This is a genomic window from Streptomyces krungchingensis (assembly GCF_054729265.1).
On the sequence record NZ_JBPUKY010000001.1, the window covers coordinates 2,707,611 to 2,725,756 of the forward strand.

At 72.6% G+C, this 18,146-nt stretch carries 15 protein-coding genes; 9 read left to right on the forward strand and 6 right to left on the reverse strand.

Annotated elements, in window-relative coordinates; translation table 11 throughout:
- Positions 1–4 precede the first annotated feature (4 nt).
- From ACSYGO_RS12100 to ACSYGO_RS12125, 6 genes are all read left to right on the forward strand, one after another.
- A complete protein-coding gene (locus tag ACSYGO_RS12100) occupies positions 5–1,621 on the forward strand; it encodes a glycerol-3-phosphate dehydrogenase/oxidase (protein ID WP_460386648.1) in 1,617 nt (538 codons plus the stop codon).
- A gap of 197 nt (positions 1,622–1,818) precedes the next feature.
- A complete protein-coding gene (locus ACSYGO_RS12105) occupies positions 1,819–2,877 on the forward strand; it encodes an LLM class flavin-dependent oxidoreductase (protein ID WP_460386649.1) in 1,059 nt (352 codons plus the stop codon).
- 140 nt (positions 2,878–3,017) lie between these two features.
- Positions 3,018–3,689 carry a FadR/GntR family transcriptional regulator gene (locus ACSYGO_RS12110; protein ID WP_426681904.1) on the forward strand — a complete coding sequence of 224 codons (672 nt, stop codon included), beginning with the start codon at positions 3,018–3,020 and terminating at the stop codon, positions 3,687–3,689.
- Between the two features lie 191 nt (positions 3,690–3,880).
- On the forward strand, positions 3,881–5,029 hold the full coding sequence (locus ACSYGO_RS12115; protein ID WP_460386650.1) for a PAC2 family protein: 1,149 nt from the start codon (positions 3,881–3,883) through the stop codon (positions 5,027–5,029).
- Between the two features lie 432 nt (positions 5,030–5,461).
- Positions 5,462–7,213 (forward strand): S8 family peptidase, encoded by a 1,752-nt coding sequence (locus tag ACSYGO_RS12120; RefSeq protein WP_432175537.1) that lies wholly within the window; start codon positions 5,462–5,464, stop codon positions 7,211–7,213.
- 55 nt (positions 7,214–7,268) lie between these two features.
- Positions 7,269–7,889 (forward strand): hypothetical protein, encoded by a 621-nt coding sequence (locus ACSYGO_RS12125; RefSeq protein ID WP_460386651.1) that lies wholly within the window; start codon positions 7,269–7,271, stop codon positions 7,887–7,889.
- A gap of 90 nt (positions 7,890–7,979) precedes the next feature.
- Here the strand turns inward: ACSYGO_RS12125 and mshC are convergent, their stop codons facing one another.
- The 4 genes from mshC to ACSYGO_RS12145 form a co-directional block, all read right to left on the reverse strand.
- Positions 7,980–9,209 (reverse strand): cysteine--1-D-myo-inosityl 2-amino-2-deoxy-alpha-D-glucopyranoside ligase, encoded by a 1,230-nt coding sequence (mshC, locus tag ACSYGO_RS12130; protein WP_426681900.1) that lies wholly within the window; start codon positions 9,207–9,209, stop codon positions 7,980–7,982.
- A 95-nt stretch (positions 9,210–9,304) separates the two neighbouring features.
- A complete protein-coding gene (locus tag ACSYGO_RS12135; RefSeq protein ID WP_432188724.1) occupies positions 9,305–10,123 on the reverse strand; it encodes an SCO1664 family protein in 819 nt (272 codons plus the stop codon).
- Positions 10,087–10,677 carry a DUF3090 domain-containing protein gene (locus ACSYGO_RS12140; RefSeq protein ID WP_426681898.1) on the reverse strand — a complete coding sequence of 197 codons (591 nt, stop codon included), beginning with the start codon at positions 10,675–10,677 and terminating at the stop codon, positions 10,087–10,089. The genes ACSYGO_RS12135 and ACSYGO_RS12140 overlap by 37 nt, the downstream gene beginning before the upstream one ends.
- Positions 10,678–10,798: 121 nt before the next feature.
- Complete coding sequence (locus ACSYGO_RS12145; protein WP_095933215.1) at positions 10,799–11,485, reverse strand: histidine phosphatase family protein; 687 nt, start codon at positions 11,483–11,485, stop codon at positions 10,799–10,801.
- 97 nt (positions 11,486–11,582) lie between these two features.
- Here ACSYGO_RS12145 and corA point away from each other — a divergent pair, with 97 nt between their 5' ends.
- Complete coding sequence (gene corA, locus ACSYGO_RS12150; RefSeq protein ID WP_432176741.1) at positions 11,583–12,581, forward strand: magnesium/cobalt transporter CorA; 999 nt, start codon at positions 11,583–11,585, stop codon at positions 12,579–12,581.
- Positions 12,582–12,608: 27 nt separating this feature from the next.
- Here corA and ACSYGO_RS12155 read toward each other — a convergent pair whose 3' ends face one another.
- Complete coding sequence (locus ACSYGO_RS12155; RefSeq protein ID WP_460386652.1) at positions 12,609–13,397, reverse strand: ferritin-like domain-containing protein; 789 nt, start codon at positions 13,395–13,397, stop codon at positions 12,609–12,611.
- 225 nt (positions 13,398–13,622) lie between these two features.
- A complete protein-coding gene (locus ACSYGO_RS12160; protein ID WP_426681895.1) occupies positions 13,623–14,678 on the reverse strand; it encodes an LLM class F420-dependent oxidoreductase in 1,056 nt (351 codons plus the stop codon).
- A gap of 152 nt (positions 14,679–14,830) precedes the next feature.
- On the opposite strand from ACSYGO_RS12160, the gene ACSYGO_RS12165 reads away from it, so the two are divergent.
- Together ACSYGO_RS12165 and ACSYGO_RS12170 are read left to right on the forward strand one after the other, a co-directional pair.
- Entirely contained in the window at positions 14,831–15,814 is a 984-nt protein-coding gene (locus ACSYGO_RS12165; protein WP_426681894.1) for an aldo/keto reductase, read from the forward strand.
- The gene (locus ACSYGO_RS12170) at positions 15,811–18,096 is read left to right on the forward strand and encodes a helix-hairpin-helix domain-containing protein (protein WP_460386653.1); all 2,286 of its coding nucleotides are present in this window, start codon (positions 15,811–15,813) and stop codon (positions 18,094–18,096) included. The genes ACSYGO_RS12165 and ACSYGO_RS12170 overlap by 4 nt, the downstream gene beginning before the upstream one ends.
- Positions 18,097–18,146 lie beyond the last annotated feature (50 nt).

The window sequence follows — 18,146 nt, forward strand, 5'->3', positions numbered from 1 at the left end:
CCGCATGACCAGTCAAGCCACCCTGCAGTCCGTGCCTGCCCTCGGTACGCACCCGGCCTCCGGCTCGAACCCGAGCCGCGCCGAGACCCGGGAGCAGCTCTCCAAGGCGACGTACGACCTCCTCGTCATCGGCGGCGGCATCCTGGGCATCTCCACCGCCTGGCACGCCGCGCAGTCCGGGCTGCGGGTGGCTCTGGTGGACGCCGGCGACTTCGCCGCCGCCACCTCCTCCGCCTCCTCCAAGCTTCTCCACGGCGGCCTGCGCTACCTGCAGACCGGCGCGGTGAAGCTGGTGGCGGAGAACCACTTCGAGCGCCGTGCGGTCTCCCGCCAGGTGGCCCCCCACCTGGCGAATCCGCTCACGTTCTACCTCCCCGTGTACAAGGGCGGGCCGCACGGCGCCGCGAAGCTCGGAGCGGGCGTCTTCGCCTACTCCGCGCTCTCCGGATTCGGTGACGGCGTGGGCCACCTGCTGAGCCCCTCGAAGGCCGCGCAGGACGTGCCCGAGCTGCGCACCGACAACCTCAAGGCCGTCGCCGTCTACGGCGACGACCAGATGAACGACTCCCGGATGGCCCTGATGACGGTCCGCGCGGCCGTCGAGTCGGGTGCCGTCGTCCTCAACCACGCCGAGGTCACCGGCCTGCGCTTCACCAAGGGCCGGGTCACCGGCGCCGACCTCAAGGACCGGCTGTCCGGCGACGAGTTCGGCGTGAACGCCCGTCTCGTGCTGAACGCCACCGGCCCCTGGGTCGACCACCTGCGCAAGATGGAGGACCCGAACGCGGCTCCGTCCATCCGGCTGTCGAAGGGCGCGCACCTGGTCCTCAAGCGCACCTCCCCCTGGAAGGCCGCGCTCGCCACGCCCATCGACAAGTACCGCATCACCTTCGCCCTCCCCTGGGAGGACATGCTGCTCCTCGGCACCACCGACGAGGAGTACGAGGGCGACCCGGCCGAGGTCGCCGTCACCGAGAAGGACACGTCCCAGATCCTGGACGAGGCCGCCTTCTCCATCCGCGACCAGCAGCTGTCCCGCGATCTGATCACCTACTCGTTCGCCGGTCTGCGGGTGCTCCCGGGCGGCCCCGGTGACACCTCGAAGGCCAAGCGCGAGACGGTCGTCACGGAGGGCCGGGGCGGGATGCTGTCCGTCGCGGGCGGCAAGTGGACGACCTTCCGGCACATCGGCCGTACGGTCATGAAGAAGCTGGAGTCGCTGCCGGGCCACCCGCTCGGCGAGGACTTCGAGCCGATCTCCGAACTGCCGAAGAAGCTTCCGCTGCCGGGTGTCGCCAACCCGCGCGCCGTGGCCCACCGGCTGCTCGTGGACGGACCCGCGCCCGGCCCGCGCATGGCGGCCGACACCGCCAAGCACCTGGCCACGCACTACGGTTCGCTGGCCTTCGACATCGCCCGCCTGGCGAACGAGAGCCCCGAGCTCGGCGAGCGCGTCCACCCGGACGCGCCGGAGATCCTCGCGCAGGTCGTCTACGCCCGTGACAACGAGTGGGCCCAGACGGCGGACGACGTGCTGCGCCGGCGGACGACGCTGACGATCCGCGGTCTCGCCACGGACGAGGTCCGGGGCAGGGTGCAGGACCTGCTCGACGAGAAGTAGGCGTCCGCCCGGCCCGAAGGGGCGGCTCCCACGGGGGAGAGCCGCCCCTTCGGCGTGTCCGGCACGGCAGGCACCGGCCCGCGGGGCCCCGGCGGCGCTGCCACACCGCATACATACGCCCGCAATGTCCCGCGGCGAGAGTGGGAGGACGCCTCCGGTTCCCCTCCGGGCCGGGGCGGCCTCGCCGAAGGGACGCCATGAAGTTCCAAGTACTCACGATCATCGGGCACTCCCCGCACCCCCTGAGCGGTGATCTCCCCTCCCCCGCCGACCGGTTGGCGCAGGTCGTCGACGTGGGGACGGCCGCGGAACGCCTGGGATACGACGCCTTCGCGGTGGGTGAACGGCACGCGGGAGCCTTTCTGTCGTCCGCCCCGACCGTGGTCCTGGGCGCGCTCGCCGCCAGGACGCACCGCATCAGGCTGCTCACGGGCGTCACCGTCGTCGCGATCCTCGACCCCGTGCGCGTCGCGGAGGACTACGCGACGCTCGACCAGCTCTCCCGGGGCCGGATCGAGCTGGTGGTCGGCAAGGGCGCGGAGGCCGGGCACTTCGACCTGTTCGGCCTCGCGGAGGAGCGCCAGTGGGACCTCCAGAAGGAGAAGTACGAGCTGCTGCGCCTGCTTTGGAGCGAGGAGAACGTCGACTGGGAGGGCGAGTTCAGGGCCCCGCTGAAGAACGTGACCACCGTGCCGCGGCCCTACGCCGGGCCGCCGCGCGTCTGGCACGGTTCGGCGACCTCCCTCAACTCCCCCGAACTGGCGGCGCGGCACGGCGATCCCCTGTTCACCGCCAACGCGATCCAGCCGCGCGCCGCGTACGCCCGGCTGATCGACCACTACCGGGAACGCTTCGAGGCCCACGGGCACGATCCGGCACGCGCGCATGTCGCGGCCGGTTCGGGCGGGCTGCTCATCGCGGACACGCACGAGCAGGCCGTCGCGCGCTACAAGGACCTCTACGAGGCCAGGGTGCGCCAGTCCTTCCGTCCGCACCTGGAGGGCCGGGCCGGCTACAACACGCCGTTCCGCACCATCGAGGACGCCATCGCGGACGGGCCCCAGCTCATCGGCTCGCCCCAGCAGATCATCGACAAGATCCTCGGCTGCCACGCGGTGCACCGGCACGACCTCCAGTCGATCACCGTGGACGCCTTCGGGCAGTCGACGGCGGAACAGGTCGAGACGCTGGACCGGTTCGCGCGGGAGATCGCGCCGGTGGTGCGCAGGGAGGCGCCGAGCACCCTGTGGGAGTAGGCGGCCCGCGGTGGCACCGTCCCGTCGTGCGAGTGCGCCCCGGTGCCTCGGTTTTCGTCCCGTTCAGCCTGCTGAAACCCCATAATGAGGCTGAGACATCGGATGTCTGAACGGCATTCTGAGGACCAGGGAGGCCCGGCATGGCAGTCACCGACGAGGCGATCGAGAAGATCAAGGGAATGATCGTCTCCGGCGCGCTGCGTCCCGGTGACCGGCTGCCGAAGGAGAGCGAGCTCGCCGCCGAGCTGGGGCTGTCCCGCAACTCCCTGCGGGAGGCGGTGCGCGCGCTCTCGCTGATCCGCATCCTGGACGTGCGGCAGGGCGACGGCACCTACGTGACCAGCCTGGACCCCCAGCTCCTGCTGGAGGCACTGAGCTTCGTCGTCGACTTCCACCGCGACGACACGGTCCTCGAATTCCTCGCCGTGCGCCGCATCCTGGAGCCGGCCGCCACGGCCATGGCGGCCACCCGCATCGGCGAGCAGCAACTGGACGCGCTGACCGCCCAGCTGGACGCCCTCGGCACGGCGCCCTCGGTGGAGGAGCTCGTCGCCTGCGACCTGGAGTTCCACCGGGGCATCGTGCAGACCTCCGGCAACTCGGTGCTGTGCTCCCTCCTCGACGGCCTCTCGGGGCCGACCACCCGGGCCCGGATCTGGCGCGGCCTGACCCAGGAGGACGCGGTCAGCCGCACCCTGCACGAGCACCGCGCGATCCTGTCCGCCCTGCGCGACCGGGACGCGGAGGCCGCCAGGTCGTGGGCGACGGTGCACATCGCGAGCGTGGAGCAGTGGCTGCGCTCGACGCTCTAGCACCTGTCCGCCGGCCCTCCCGGGACAGCTCGGATGACTGAGGGGCGGCGCGCGGCGGCGATCAAGGGTGTTTCCGGCCCCCGGGCGGGGCAGTGATCCGTTCACTCCCCCGTGCAAGGGGGCTGCGGTGGGCCCCTCGGCACGCCGTAAGGTTGGGGCGTACGCGAGGGCACGTCGGAAGGAGGCGCTGGGTGATCGAGCTGGAGGGGGTTCCCGAGCTGATCGACCCAGTCATGGTGGCCGCGTTCGAGGGCTGGAACGACGCCGGCGACGCCGCCTCCACGGCTGTCGCGCACCTGGACAAGGAGTGGAAGGGCGAGGTCTTCGCGGCGCTGGACGCCGAGGACTACTACGACTTCCAGGTGAACCGTCCCACGGTGTGGCTGGACGCCGGTGTCCGCAAGATCACCTGGCCGACCACACGCCTGTCGGTGGTCCGGGTCGGCGGCGAGAAGCCACGCGACCTGGTGCTGGTCCGCGGGATCGAGCCGTCGATGCGTTGGCGCTCGTTCTGCAACGAACTCCTCGGCTTCGCGCACGAGCTGGGCGTGGAGCTGGTGGTCATCCTGGGCGCCCTGCTCGGTGACACCCCGCACACGCGTCCGGTGCCGGTCAGCGGGGTCACGTCGGACCCCGACCTGGCCCGCACGATGGACCTGGAGGAGACCAAGTACGAGGGTCCTACGGGCATCGTCGGCATCCTCCAGGAGGCGTGCACGCACGCGGGCGTCCCCGCGGTGTCGCTGTGGGCGGCCGTGCCGCACTACGTGTCGCAGCCGCCCAACCCGAAGGCGACGCTGGCCCTCCTCAACCGCCTGGAGGACCTCATCGACCTGCGCATCCCGCTGGGCGAACTGCCCGAGGACGCGCGGGCCTGGCAGCTGGGCGTGGACCAGCTGGCCGCAGAGGACAGCGAGGTCGCCGAGTACGTGCAGACGCTGGAGGAGGCCCGGGACACCGCCGAGCTGCCGGAGGCCTCGGGCGAGGCCATCGCCCGCGAGTTCGAGCGCTATCTGCGCCGACGGGACGGCGGCGGTCCGACGGCGCAGGCGGGCGGTCACGCCACGGAGGGCGGCGAGTCCGCGTCGTTCCTGCGGGACGGCCCCGCCGGCCGCACCCGGCCGCCGAAGCCGCTGCGTCCGGACACGGAGACGGGCGCCGGTACGGATTCCGCCACGGACACCGGTGCGGAATCGGGGTCCGCCGGGGACTCCGGCCCGGGATCCGGATCCGCCGGGGACGCCGGCTCGGCATCCGGTTCGGACTCGGCCGCGGACACCGGTCCGGACGCGGGCAGGGACCTGGACGGCGACTCGTCCGAGGACTCCTCGGAGGACTGACCGTCCCCGGGGGCTGACGCTCCCGAACGACCGGCCAGAAGGGGCGGTGCGCACCAGGCGCACCGCCCCTCGGTCGTCCCCGGAGTCGGCTCACGGCACGAACACCCCTGCCACCGCGGCAGTTGCCGTACACCTCGGCAGCCTTTGGCCGGATTGCGACGGGACAGCTGTTTCCAGGCAGATTGCACAGGTTTCCCAATTCAACTTGTTTTCAAACCAAGTTGGCGAAGACGGGGTGGACGAGTCGCCGTGGGCGTGCCAGGTTGTGCCCCGAAGACGCGGACCGGGGACGGAACACGGCAACGCGTCGCCCCGCGACAGCGGACGGCACAGGGCAGGACAGCGGCCCGCGGCACGGCACCGCACAGGACAGCGCACTGCACAGCACACGCAGGGACCGGCACCCGCAGAAATCGAAGGGAGCGGTACGCGATGACCGACCAGGTACAGCCGGCGCAGGGCCCGGGGACCTCCGGGCCGGGGCCCGACGGAGCGGGATTCACCTACCGAGGAGCCGAGCAGGAGCTGATCGTCGTCGCACGTCCCGAGGCCCGGCTCCGCGCCCGGGCCGAGGGCGTCCGCTCGGCGGTGGGCGCGGACGTCTCGGCCCTCAACATGTTCCTCAGCGACGAACAGCTCGCCCTGGAACCCTTGTTCGGCAGCGAGGACCGGCTGTACCAGCAGTCCGTGGCACCGGGGGCCGAGAGCGGGCCCGACCTCGCGCTGTTCTACCGGGTGCGCGGCGGCACGAGCCGGGCCCAGGAACTGCGCTCGCGGATCGCGGCGCTGCCGGAGATCGACACGGCGTATGTGAAGCCCGGTGCCGTTCCCGCCTCGGCGGGCCCGGCCGGGTGGACCGACGACAGCACGGACGAGAGCCGCCGGCTGAAGGAAGGGGCGCCCGTCACCCCCGACTTCACCAGCCGTCAGGGCTATCTGCGTCCGGCGCCCGAGGGCATCGACGCGTACTGGGCCTGGCAGCGGCCGGGCGGTACGGGCCAGGGCGTGACGGTGATCGACGTGGAAGGTGCCTGGCAGCTCGGGCACGAGGACCTGGCGGCGAAGCTCGCCGGAGTCGTCGTCGGCACCCCGTTGCAGGACGTGGCCTGGCGCAACCACGGCACCGCCGTCATCGGGGTGATCGGCGGCGACCGTGGCGAGCACGGCGTCACCGGCATCGTGCCCGACGCGGTGACGGCCGCCGCGTCCTTCCAGCCCGGCGGCACCGCGGCGGCGATCCACGCGGCCGCCGACCGGCTGGGCCCCGGCGACGTGCTGCTGGTCGAACTGCACGCCCCCGGGCCGCGGTTCGACTTCGAGCAACGCGACGACCAGCGTGGCTACATCGCGATCGAGTGGTGGCCGGACGACTTCGCGGCCATCCGGTACGCGACCGCCAAGGGCGTCCTCGTGGTGGCGGCCGCGGGCAACGGCGGCGAGTCGCTCGACGACGCGCTGTACGAGCGCCGCCCCGCCGAGTTCCCCGAGTGGTGGCGCAATCCGTTCAACCCCTCCAACCAGTCCTCCGGCGCGGTCCTGGTCGGCGCGGGCGCGCCGCCGCCCGGCACGCACGGCCGCGACCACGGCCCGGACCGTTCACGGCTCGCGTTCTCCAACTACGGGGCGCGCGTGGACGCGCAGGGCTGGGGACGTGAGGTGACGACCACCGGCGGCTTCTGGGACCGGCCCGGCGATCTGCAGGGCGGCGCCGAGGAGATCGCCTGGTACACGGACACGTTCTCCGGGACCTCCTCCGCCTCCCCGGTGGTGGTCGGCGCCCTGGCCGCGCTGCAGGGCATGCTCAAGGCGGCGGGCCAGGAGCCGATGTCCCCGGAACGTGCCCGCGCGGTGCTGCGGGCCACAGGTTCCCCGCAGCAGGACGCGCCGGGCCGGCCCGCCTCCCAGCGGATCGGCAGCCGGCCGGACATCAAGGCGGCGGTCACCCATCTGCTGCCGGAGGCGGTCGGCTCGGGCCAGGCCGAACGGTACTGGGACGAGTTGCTGCCGTATCCGCGCGAAGTCCCGCCCAGGCTCCGGCTGTACGTGGCGGGCGCATGGCGCAACCTGAACGACCCGTCCCCCGAGATCCGCCAGGCGGTGCACTCCGCCTTCGCGGGGGGACGGCCCGACGTACGTGTCTGGTTCTCGGACGACGAGATCGTCGGCCTGGTGGTCACGGGCTGACGGCATCCGACCACTGCTCACACACGCTCGACCAATGAGGGAAGGTGGCACCCGTATGAGCACCACCCCGCAGATGAGCCAGCTGGGACAGCAGCACGGGCAGCAGGGCCCGAGCACAGCTCCCCCGCAGCAGTTCGGACCGCAGCAGAGCATGGGCCAGCAGCAGCCCTTCGGCCCGCAGATGCAGCAGCCGTACGGGCCGCAGATGCAGCAGCCGTACGGGCCGCAGGGCATCGGCCAGCAGATCCAGCAGCCGTACGCCCAGCAGGGCATCGGCCAGCAGATCCAGCAGCAGATCCCGCAGCAGCACATTCCGCCGCACCTTCAGCAGCAGCTCCAACAGCTCGGCCAGCAGCAGCCGTTCCAGCAGCTGCTCCAGCAGCTCGGCGGGCAGCAGGCGCAGCAGCCGGGGCAGCCGCTCGTGCTGCCGAGCGCCGTCGAGCGGGCGGCGCTGGTGAGCGGCATCGCCACGAAGTTCTGGGACGTCGTCACCCCGCTGCCGGGGCAGCCGTCGATCCTCTACCTGTACATCGACAACGGCTGGCGCCAGCTGGTGAATCCGAACCAGGTGACGCATGACGAGGTCCAGGAGGCCTTCGCCTTCGGGCAGCAGGTCATCGGGATCTACGACTCCGGCACCGGCACCCTCCAGGCCGTCATCGTCAACAGGCAGTAGCACGGCCGGCAACGGGGGACGGCTCCACGCACAGGGCGCCGGGCGGATCGATCCGCCCGGCGCCCGACCGCGTTCGGGGTGCGGGAACCGCTACAGCGCCACTCCCAGGAGGGCGTCCACGGCACGGGACACGACGCCGGGGGCGCCCTCGTCCGTGCCGCCCGTCTCGTGCTGGCGCGCGGCCCAGCGGTCGACCGCGGCGAGCGCGGCCGGCGCGTCCAGGTCGTTGGCGAGGGCGTCGCGGATCTCCTCGACGAGCGCGTCGGCGGACGGCCCGTCGGGGCGGGAGACCGCGGAGCGCCAGTTCTCCAGCCGCGCGACGGCGGTCTCCAGGACGGCGTCCGTCCACTCCCAGTCGGCGCGGTAATGGTGCGCGAGCAGCGCCAGGCGGATGGCGGCCGGGTCGACCCCGTCGCGCCGGAGCGCGGACACGAAGACGAGGTTGCCCTTGGACTTGGACATCTTCTCGCCGTCCAGCGCGACCATGCCGGCGTGCACGTAGGCTTTGGCCATCGGGAACTCGCCGGTCAGCACCTGGGCGTGCGAGGCGCCCATCTCGTGGTGCGGGAAGGCGAGGTCGGAGCCGCCGCCCTGGACGTCGAAGCCCATGCCCAGGTGGTCGAGGGCGATGGCGACGCACTCGATGTGCCAGCCGGGCCGGCCGCGGCCCAGCGAGCCGCCGTCCCAGCTCGGCTCACCCTCGCGGGCGGCCATCCAGAGCATCGGGTCGAGCGGGTTCTTCTTGCCCGGACGGTCCGGGTCACCGCCCCGCTCGGCGGAGAGCAGCCGCATGGCCGCGGCGTCGAGGCGCGACACCTGACCGAAGTGCGGGTCCGACTCGACGGAGAAGTACACGTCGCCCTCGAGTTCGTAGGCTGCGCCGGCGTCCCGCAGCCGCTCCACGAGCGGCACGATGCCGGGTATCGCCTCGACGGCGCCTATGTAGTGCCGCGGCGGCAGCATCCGCAGGGCGGTCATGTCCTCGCGGAAAAGTGCGGTCTCCTGCTCGGCGAGCCCGACCCAGTCGACGCCGTCGCGCTGCGCCCGCTCCAGGAGCGGGTCGTCGACGTCGGTCACGTTCTGGACGTAGTGAACCTGCCGCTTGGTGTCGAGCCACACGCGCTGAACGAGGTCGAACGCGTTGTAGGTCGCCGCGTGACCCATGTGGGTCGCGTCGTACGGCGTGATGCCGCATACGTAGATACGGGCGACGGGACCGGGGTCGAGGGTGACGAGCCCACCGGTCGCGGTGTCGTGGATCCGGAGGTCGCGGCCCTCACCAGGCAGGGCGGGGACCTCAGAAGCGGGCCAGGCATGCATGTCATGAGCCTAACCGGACGGAAGTTCCGTATACGAACCGGCCGGCGTCTGATGGCTCGGAAGGCGCTCTTGCGCCGCGGCCCGAAGGTGTGCTGCTACACCGGCGGCCAGGGGATCGCGGGCCATTCCCCGCCCGGTTCCGGGTGTTTCCCGGAGTCGAGCAGCTCCTGCACGCGCGCGCGTGTGGCGTCGGTCTCGTTCACGGTGATGAGTTCCGCCAGCCGGGTGGCCAGCGGCGCCCCGGGCAGCAGCCCGTCGCGCAGCGCGACGAGCACGTCGACCGCCTCCGCAGTCAGGGGTTCCCCGGCCCACCCCCACAGCAGGGTGCGCAGCTTGTTCTCGGCGTTGAAGGTGACCCCGTGGTCGATGCCGTAGAGGCGGCCCTCCCCGTCGGGCAGCAGATGTCCGCCCTTGCGGTCCGCGTTGTTGATCACGGCGTCGAGGACGGCGAGCCGCCGCAGCCGGTCGTCGTCGGCGTGCACGAGCAGCGCCGTGCGCCCCTCGCCCACCTCGGCGAGGCCGATGGCCTTCCAGCCCTCGTCGGGTTCTTCGCCGTCCACCAGGGCGAGCAGCTCGGCCTCGGGGGCCGCCTCGATCCACAGCTGGCACATGCCCTCGCCGTACGGTCCGTCGCGCAGCACGGTGGGCGGCACGAGCCCCCAGCCGGTCGCCTCGGAGACCTCGTACGCCGCGACCTCGCGCTGCGCGAGCGTGCCGTCGGGGAAGTCCCACAGCGGGCGTTCCCCGGCGACGGGTTTGTAGACGCAGAACGCGTCGCGTCCCTCGTACGACACGGAGCAGTACAGGACCGCGTTCGAGGCTTCACGGATCTGTCCGCGCACCTTCAGCTCACCCTTGGCGAGCAGCTCGGCCGTGGTCACGCTCCGCGGCGGTATCCGTTCTGGCGCGGACATACGTGTCCTTCCGGGTCGAGCGGGAGGCTGCAGAGCGGGCAGGGGGGCCGGCCCGCGTTGACGACGTCGAGAGCGCGCTTGGCGAAGGCGCGGGCCTGTGCTCCGGTGAGCCGGACCCGGAGCATCGGCGGACCGTTCTCCTCGTCCTGGAGGAGCCGTTCCTCGGCCTCCGCGAGGTCCTCCTCGGAGTCCGCGTCCAGCTCGACCAGCGCCTGAGCCTCGACGATCATGCGCTGTTCGTCGCCGTCCCAGGCCAGCGCCATGGTGCCGACGCGGAACTCCTCCTCGACGGGCGAGTCGAGGGGTGCGGTGTCGGACACCTCGGTCGGGGCCATGGCCGGCACGGGCGCGCTGCCCCCGGTACGGCGTACGACCTCGTCGAGGAGCTCGTCCATGCGCTCGGCGAGCGCTGCGACCTGGGTCTTCTCCAGAGCCACGCTGGTCACCCGGTGGCCTGAGGAAGCCTGCAGGAAGAAGGTACGGCGCCCGGGCAACCCGACCGTACCGGCCACGAAACGGTCCGGGGGGTCGTAGAGGAACACCTGACGGGACACGTCCTGTCTCCATTGGATCGGCATGCGGACCGGCTGACTGCACCGGCCCGCATCGGCTGCTGAGAAACCTGCTGACAACTACTGTGCTGCTTCGACCGCTTCACCCTACTGCGGCCGACGATCACGGTGCGCCCGCACCGCCCCCCACCGGAGCGTCGCCGCCCGGGGGCTCCTCGCGCGGCGCCAGGGAGGCGAAGTCGCCGGTGTCCCCGAGGCGCACGAGGAAGGGCCTCAGCCGTGTGTAGCGGATCGCGGTGATCGAACACGGTTCGACAGAGATCCGCTGGAAGAGATCGAGGTGAAGTCCGAGTGCGTCGGCGACGAGGGACTTGATGATGTCGCCGTGCGAGCACATCAGGTAGACGGCGTCACCGCCGTGGTCGCGCTCCACGCGCGCGTTCCACTCGCGGACCGCCTCGGCGGCCCTCGTCTGCATGGCCCGCATCGACTCGCCGCCGGGGAACGCCGCCGCCGAGGGGTGCGCCTGGACGACCTCCATCAGCGGCTCGTCCTTCAGCTCGGCGAGCTTGCGGCCGGACCAGTCTCCGTAGTGGGCCTCCCCGATGCGCTCCTCGGTGTGCGCGCGCAGCCCGGGGCGGGCGTCGAGCAGCGGCTGGATCGTCTCCTGGCAGCGCTGGAGGGGGCTGGAGACGACCTCGGAGATCGGCAGCCCGGCGAGCCGGCCGGGCAGCGCCGCGGCCTGCTGGGCGCCGCGTTCGTCGAGGGCGACGCCGGGCGTCCACCCGGCGAGCAGTCCCGCGGTGTTGGCGGTGGAACGTCCGTGCCGGACGAGGATCAGCGTGGGCATGCGGCCCAGGGTAGACGGGCACCCGGGCGACCGGTCCGGGCCGGGCGGGACGGCGGCCGGAGTGCGGCGCGTCCCCGGCGGCGGGAGAATACGCTCCGTGATCGTCGACTGCGCCATCTACCGTCACGGGCGGCGGACGGAGGACCCCGAGGACCTGTCCGACGCCCTGGCGGAGGCGCGGGCCGAGGGCGACGCCTTCGTGTGGATCGGGCTGCACGAGCCGACGGAGAAGGAGTTCGACCTCGTCACGAGCGAGTTCGGGCTGCATCCGCTGGCGGTCGAGGACGCGCTGAAGGCTCACCAGCGGCCCAAGCTGGAGGTGTACGACGACTCCCTGTTCATCGTCCTCAAGCCGGTCTTCTACGAGCCGGACAGTGACGAGGTGTCCACCGGCGAGGTCATGGTCTTCATCGGTGACGCCTTCGTGGTGACGGTCAGGCACGGCAGGAGCTCACCGCTGGCCGCCCTGCGACGGCGGCTGGAGTCGGAACCCGAGGTGCTGCGCAAGGGGCCCACGACGGTGCTCTACTCGCTCGCGGACGTCACGGTCGATCACTATCTGGAGGTGGCGACCGAGCTGGGGACCGACCTGGAGGAGCTGGAGGCGGAGGTGTTCTCGCCGTCCGGCGGCGACTCGCGGAACACCGCGTCCAGGATCTACCGGTTCAAGCGGCAGATCCTGGAGTTCCGCCGGGCCACGGTCCCGCTCGCGATGCCGCTGGCCCGGCTGTCCGGAGGGGGCTCGTACAGCACGGGGGTGCCGTTCGTGAACGAGGCGGCGCAGCCCTTCTTCCGCGACGTCAACGACCATCTGACGCGGGTGAACGAGACCGTGGAGGGCCTGGACCGGCTGGTCTCCGACATCCTCGCGGCGCATCTCGCGCAGATGGGCGTGCGGCAGAACGACGACATGCGGAAGATCTCGGCGTGGGCGGCCATGGCCGCGGTCCCCACCCTGATCGCGGGCATCTACGGGATGAACTTCGACCACATGCCCGAGCTGCACTGGCTCCTGTCGTACCCGGCGGTGATCCTGGGGATGGTCGTTCTGGAGGTCCTGCTGTACCGGACCTTCAAACGGCGGGGCTGGATGTAGGACGCGGTACGGCCGTGCGGCCCGGACTCAGGCGAGTTCCGGGGCCGCCGCGGCGGGGCCGCCCAGGGCGTCGCGCCGCTCGGGCATCTTCAGGGAGACCATCCGGCGCCAGCCGGCCAGCCGCTCGTACGCGTAGACGGCGTGGATGCCGGCGGCGAGCACCGCGGCCCTGGCCCTCGACCAGCCGAGGATGCGCCCCATGTGGGCCATCACGGCGAGGCTGACGTCGCGGTAGATGTGGATCTCGGCGAGGGCGCACTCGCGCAGCACGCGCTGGATGGCCCGGCCGTGTCCGGCGTACGCGAAGCGCAGCAGCTCCTCATGGCAGTAGGCGAGGTGGTTGTCCTCGTCGTTGGAGATCATCCTCACCGCGCGGCCGATGTCGGGATGGTCGGCGAAGTGCTTGCGCAGCAGCTCCATCTGTTCGGAGGCGCGCTGCTCGGTGACCCGGCTGTGGGCGAGGTAGGTGACGATGTCGTGCACGGTGAGGGGCTGGTCGCCCTTGAGCTTCTCGTGGGCGAGGCCGATGCCGTGCCGCTCCAGGAGCATGGTGTAGTCGGTGTCGGGCGGCACCGCCACGGGCTGCAGACCGCGCTTCTTCATCAGCGCGTCGAAGATCCTGCCGTGCTTGTCCTCGTCGGCGCCGTGCCGGGCGATCTTGGGCGCGAGTTCGCGCTGCTCGCTCGGGACCAGCGCGGCGATCCGCCCGTTCTCCCATCCCCCCTGCGATTCCCCGCTGGCGGCGATGGAGCAGAAGAGCCGGAACGACTCGTCGTTGTCGAGGATCTCCTCGAAGAGACTCTTGGCCGAAAGCATCTCTGACACCTCTCTGCAGGGCTCCGCAGAAAACGAGTCAAATGGGATGCCAGGAGTGCGGCAACCGATGTGTCGGACAAATCCGCCAAACGACGGACGGCCGGGGTGGCACAGGCGCGTAACCAAGGGGGTGGCGGCGCGTTGTTCCCTGTGACGGCCGTGGCGGGGTAGACCCCCGAGCCCCCACCACGGCCGCAGAACTTTCCGGCGCCCCGCGCCGTCCCGCTACGCGAGCCCGGCCCGCTCCAGCGCCTCGGAACCGGCGCGCAGCGAGGCGAGCCGGTCCTCCAGCGTGAAGCCGGCGGGGGCCAGCGTGAGCGTGGTGACGCCGGCCGCGGCGTACGCCTTCATACGGTCGGCGATGCGGTCGACGGAGCCGAGCAGGGTGGTCTGGTCGATCAGCGCGTGCGGGATGGCGGCGGCGGCGCCCTCCTTGTCGCCGGACAGGTACTTGTCCTGGATCTCGGCGGCTTCCTTCTCGTAGCCCATGCGCTGGGCGAGCTGGTTGTAGAAGTTCTGCTTGCGGCTGCCCATGCCGCCGACGTACAGCGCCGTGTAGGGCCGGAACATGTCCGCGAGCGCCGTCACGTTCTTGTCGTCGCCGAGGGCGAGCGGCAGCGTCGGGCAGACGTCGAAGCCGTCCATGGTCTTCCCGGCCTTCTCCCGGCCCGCGCGCAGATGCCTGATCGCGGTGTCCTCCAGGTGCTCGGCGGAGGGGAAGATCAGCAGCGCGCCGTCGGCGATCTCGCCGGTCTGCTCAAGGTTCTTCGGGCCGATCGCGGCGATGTACAGCGGGATGTGCTCGCGCTCCGGGTGCACGGTCAGCTTGAGCGGCTTGCCCGGGCCGCCGGGCAGCGGCAGGGTCCAGTGCTCGCCTTCGTAGGAGAGCCGCTCCCGCGTCATCGCCCGGCGCACGATCTCCACGTACTCGCGCGTGCGCGCCAGCGGCTTGTCGAACTTGACGCCGTACCAGCCCTCGGAGACCTGCGGTCCGGAGACGCCGAGGCCCAGGCGGAACCGGCCGCCGGAGAGCGAGTCGAGGGTCGCGGCGGTCATCGCGGTCATCGCGGGCTGGCGCGCCGGGATCTGGAAGATGGCCGAACCGACGTCGATCCGCTCGGTCTGCGCGGCGACCCAGCTGAGCACGGTGGCCGCGTCGGAGCCGTAGGCCTCGGCCGCCCAGCAGACGGAGTATCCGAGCCGGTCGGCCTCCTGGGCCACGGCGAGATTGTCCGCGTCCATTCCGGCGCCCCAGTAGCCGAGGTTGATCCCGAGCTGCATGGCCGATTCCCCTTACCGATCAGTAACGTCCCTTGTGCCGGAGACCCTAGCGCGCTGCCGGGCGGCGCGGCAGGCACGGGTTGCGGTCCCACCGGTCCCGGTTGTCCACAGGGCCCCCACGCCATGAGTTCCGGACAGTAATCTCGGCGTCCATGGAGCAGAGGCATCTCGGCCGTACCGGCCTGCGTGTGTCCCGGATCGGACTCGGCACCCTGACGTGGGGCCGGGACACCGACGAGCATGACGCCGCGGACCTCTTGAAGGCGTTCTGGGAAGCGGGCGGGACCCTCGTCGACACCGCGGACGTGTACGGCGACGGGGAGGCGGAGTATCTCCTCGGGCGCCTCATAGAAGGGCTCGTGCCGCGCCGGGACCTGGTCATCTCGACGAAGGCGGGGAGCGTGCCCGACCCGTACCGCCGCTTCGACGGGTCGCGCGGCCATCTGCTGTCCGCCCTCGACGCCTCCCTCGCGCGCCTGGGCACGGACTACGTGGACCTGTGGCACGTCCACGCGTACGACCCCGACACTCCCCTCGAAGAGACCCTCCAGGCCCTCGACATGGCCGTCAGCAGCGGCCGCGCGCGCTACGCGGGCGTGTCCAACTTCTGCGGCTGGCAGCTCGCCAAGGCGGCGACCTGGCAGCTCGCGGCGCCGGGTGCGCGCACCCGGCTGGCCAGCACCCAGATGGAGTACTCCCTCCTCCAGCGGGGCGTCGAGCGCGAGGTCCTGCCCGCCGCCCTCGACCTGGGCGTCGGCCTGCTGCCCTCCTCGCCGCTCGGCCGGGGTGTGCTCACCGGCAAGTACCGGGGCGGGACGCCGTCGGACTCACGGGGCGGCTCCGAGCACCTCGCCCCGTTCGTCGCGCCCTACCTGGACGACACCGCGAGCAGCATCGTCGACGCGGTGACCACCGCGGCGGACGGCCTCGCGGTGACACCGCTCCAGGTCGCCCTCGCCTGGGTCCGCGACCGGCCCGGCGTGGCCGCGCCCATCGTCGGCGCACGCAACGCGCAGCAGCTCACGGCCGCGTTGTCAGTGGAGACCCTTAGTCTTCCTGACGAGATCTGCCGGGCGCTCGACGACGTGTCGGCGCCGGTGCACCACTATCCCGATCACGACTGGAGCACGCTGTGAGCACGGAGCCCGAGACCACGGAGGACACCGGGCCGGGGACGCCGGGCGCGGACACGGCCGCCGACACCCCGCAGGCCGGTGGCGACGACGCCGACGCCGGGGCCACCGGGCAGGAGACGGACGCTCCCTCCGAGGACGGGTCGGCGGACGGCGACGCCGCCGGACGCGGGGACGACGACACCGAGACCTCCGCGGACGGGGACGACGAGAGCTCCGCGGACGGCGGGACCGGCGCCGAGGGCTCCGCGGACGCGCCGCAACTGTCAGAGGCCGAGGCCGAGCTGGCGGCCCAGCGCGTGGAGCGGGAGCGGATCGAGCGGCGGAGGGCCGAGAAGCAGGGACCGGTCGAGGCCGGGGGCAAACTCAGCGGCAAGGCCGCGGACCTGCTCGCCGCGGTCCGGGCGGTGGAGAGCGGCGAGAAGCCCGTGGCCGCCGCGTTCCACGATCCGGAGCCCGCGCCGCGCAGGGTCGTCGTCCCGGAGCCGGAGCGGCGGCCCCAGCCGGTGACCGCGTCGGCCACCGGGCCCGCGGCCGCCGCACCGGAGGCCGTCGCGGCCGTGCGGGCCGTACTTGCCGCCGCCGGCGCGCCCGACACGTTCGCGCCGCAGGTCGCCGCCGCCCTGGGCGAAGACGCGGACCGGCAGCTGCGCGAGGACCCGTGGCAGCTGCTCCGGGTCGCCGGGGTGCGGCCCGAGCAGGCCGACGGGTTCGCCCGCGCGCTGCTCGGCGCCGAGTGCGGCCCGGAGGACGAGCGGCGCGGCCGGGCGCTGACCGTGTGGCTCCTGGAGCAGGCGGCCCTCGCCGGGCACACCGCCCTCGACGCCCCGGCCCTGACCGCGGCGCTCACCCAGCGCTCGGTGCCGGACCCGGACGCGGCCGTGCAGAGCACCCTCGCGGAGGGCGAGGCCCTGGTGTTCCAGGACGCCCTCGACACGGCGGCCCCCGCCCGGGAGGACACCGAGGAGCCCGAGGAGCGCCCGGTCCGCGTCCTCATCGGCCTGGAGCGGTACGCGCTGGCCGAGGAGAGCCTCGCCGACGGCCTCGCCCGGGTGATGAACTCCCTGCCCAAGGACGACGGCCCCGCCGCCGACTGGGAGCACGCCGCGACGTCGGCGCCACGCCCCGCGGCTGAACTGATCCGCGCGGTCGCGGGCCACGGCCTGGTGCTCCACACCGGCGGCGACGCCTCGGGGGCCGAGGTCGCGGGGCTGCTGCACGCGGTGCGGAGTCTCGGCCTCCGCGGCTGGGCCGCCACGCACGCCGCAGACGGCCGCCGGCGCCTCGCGTCCCGGGCGGCCGAGGACGGCCCCGAGGCGGCACCGGACCTTCAGGTCACCACCGTCGCGGGACTCCTGTCCGGCGCCGAGGGCCCGGGCCGGGACGCCGACGGTGCCCTGGACCTCGATCTCCTCGTCGTCATGGACGCGCCGCAGCTGGACGTCGAGACGGCGGCCGTGCTCGCCGAGTCACTGCCGGACGGGGCGCGGCTCGTGCTGAGCGGCGACCCGGGCGTGCTGTGGTCGGCGGGACCCGGCCGAATCTTCGCGGACCTCCTCGCCGCTCACGTCTGTCCGGCGGTCGCCTCGCGCACACCGGACCCCGGGCCCATCGGAGAGCTGGTCTCCGGCATCGGGGTCGGTGAGCTCCTCCAGGTGGAGGCGCCGGGCAAGGAGGTCGTGATCGTCCCGGTGCGCGACGCGGGCGAAGCGGTGCACCGGACCGTGCAGCTGGTCGCGGACTCGGTGCCGCGGGCCATCGGCATCCCGGCCGAGCAGACGCAGGTGATCACGCCGGGACACGGCGGCGCCGTCGGCACGCGCGCGCTGAACGCCGCGCTCAAGGAGCGGCTGAACCCGGGCCCCGGCCGTTTCGGCGGCTTCGACCCCGGCGACCGGATCGCCTACTCCCCCGCATCGGGCCGTTCGGTGCCCGGGCACGTGGTGAAGGCCGACGCCGAGGGACTGCATCTGGAGTGCGCCGGTGTGCCCGTCGTCGTACCGAAGGAGCGGGTGGAGCAGTCCGTACGGCACGGCTGGGCGCTCACGGCGCACCAGGCGGTGGGCATGACCTGGCCCGCCGCGGTCGTGGTGCTGCCCGGTGACGCGGCGCAGTCCCTGACCAGGCCCTGGGTGTACACCGCGTTCGGCCGGGCCGGGCGTCATCTGTCCGTGGTCCACGGGGTGGAGCAGGCCCTGCCGCGCGCGGTGGCCGAGGTCCCCCAGAAGCCGCGCACCACGCGGCTGCCGGCCCTGCTCAAGGCGCAGGTCCCGACGGCGGGCTGACGGCCGCCCGGGAGGCACCGCGGGCGGGCGCCACAGCGGGGCTCCGGCCC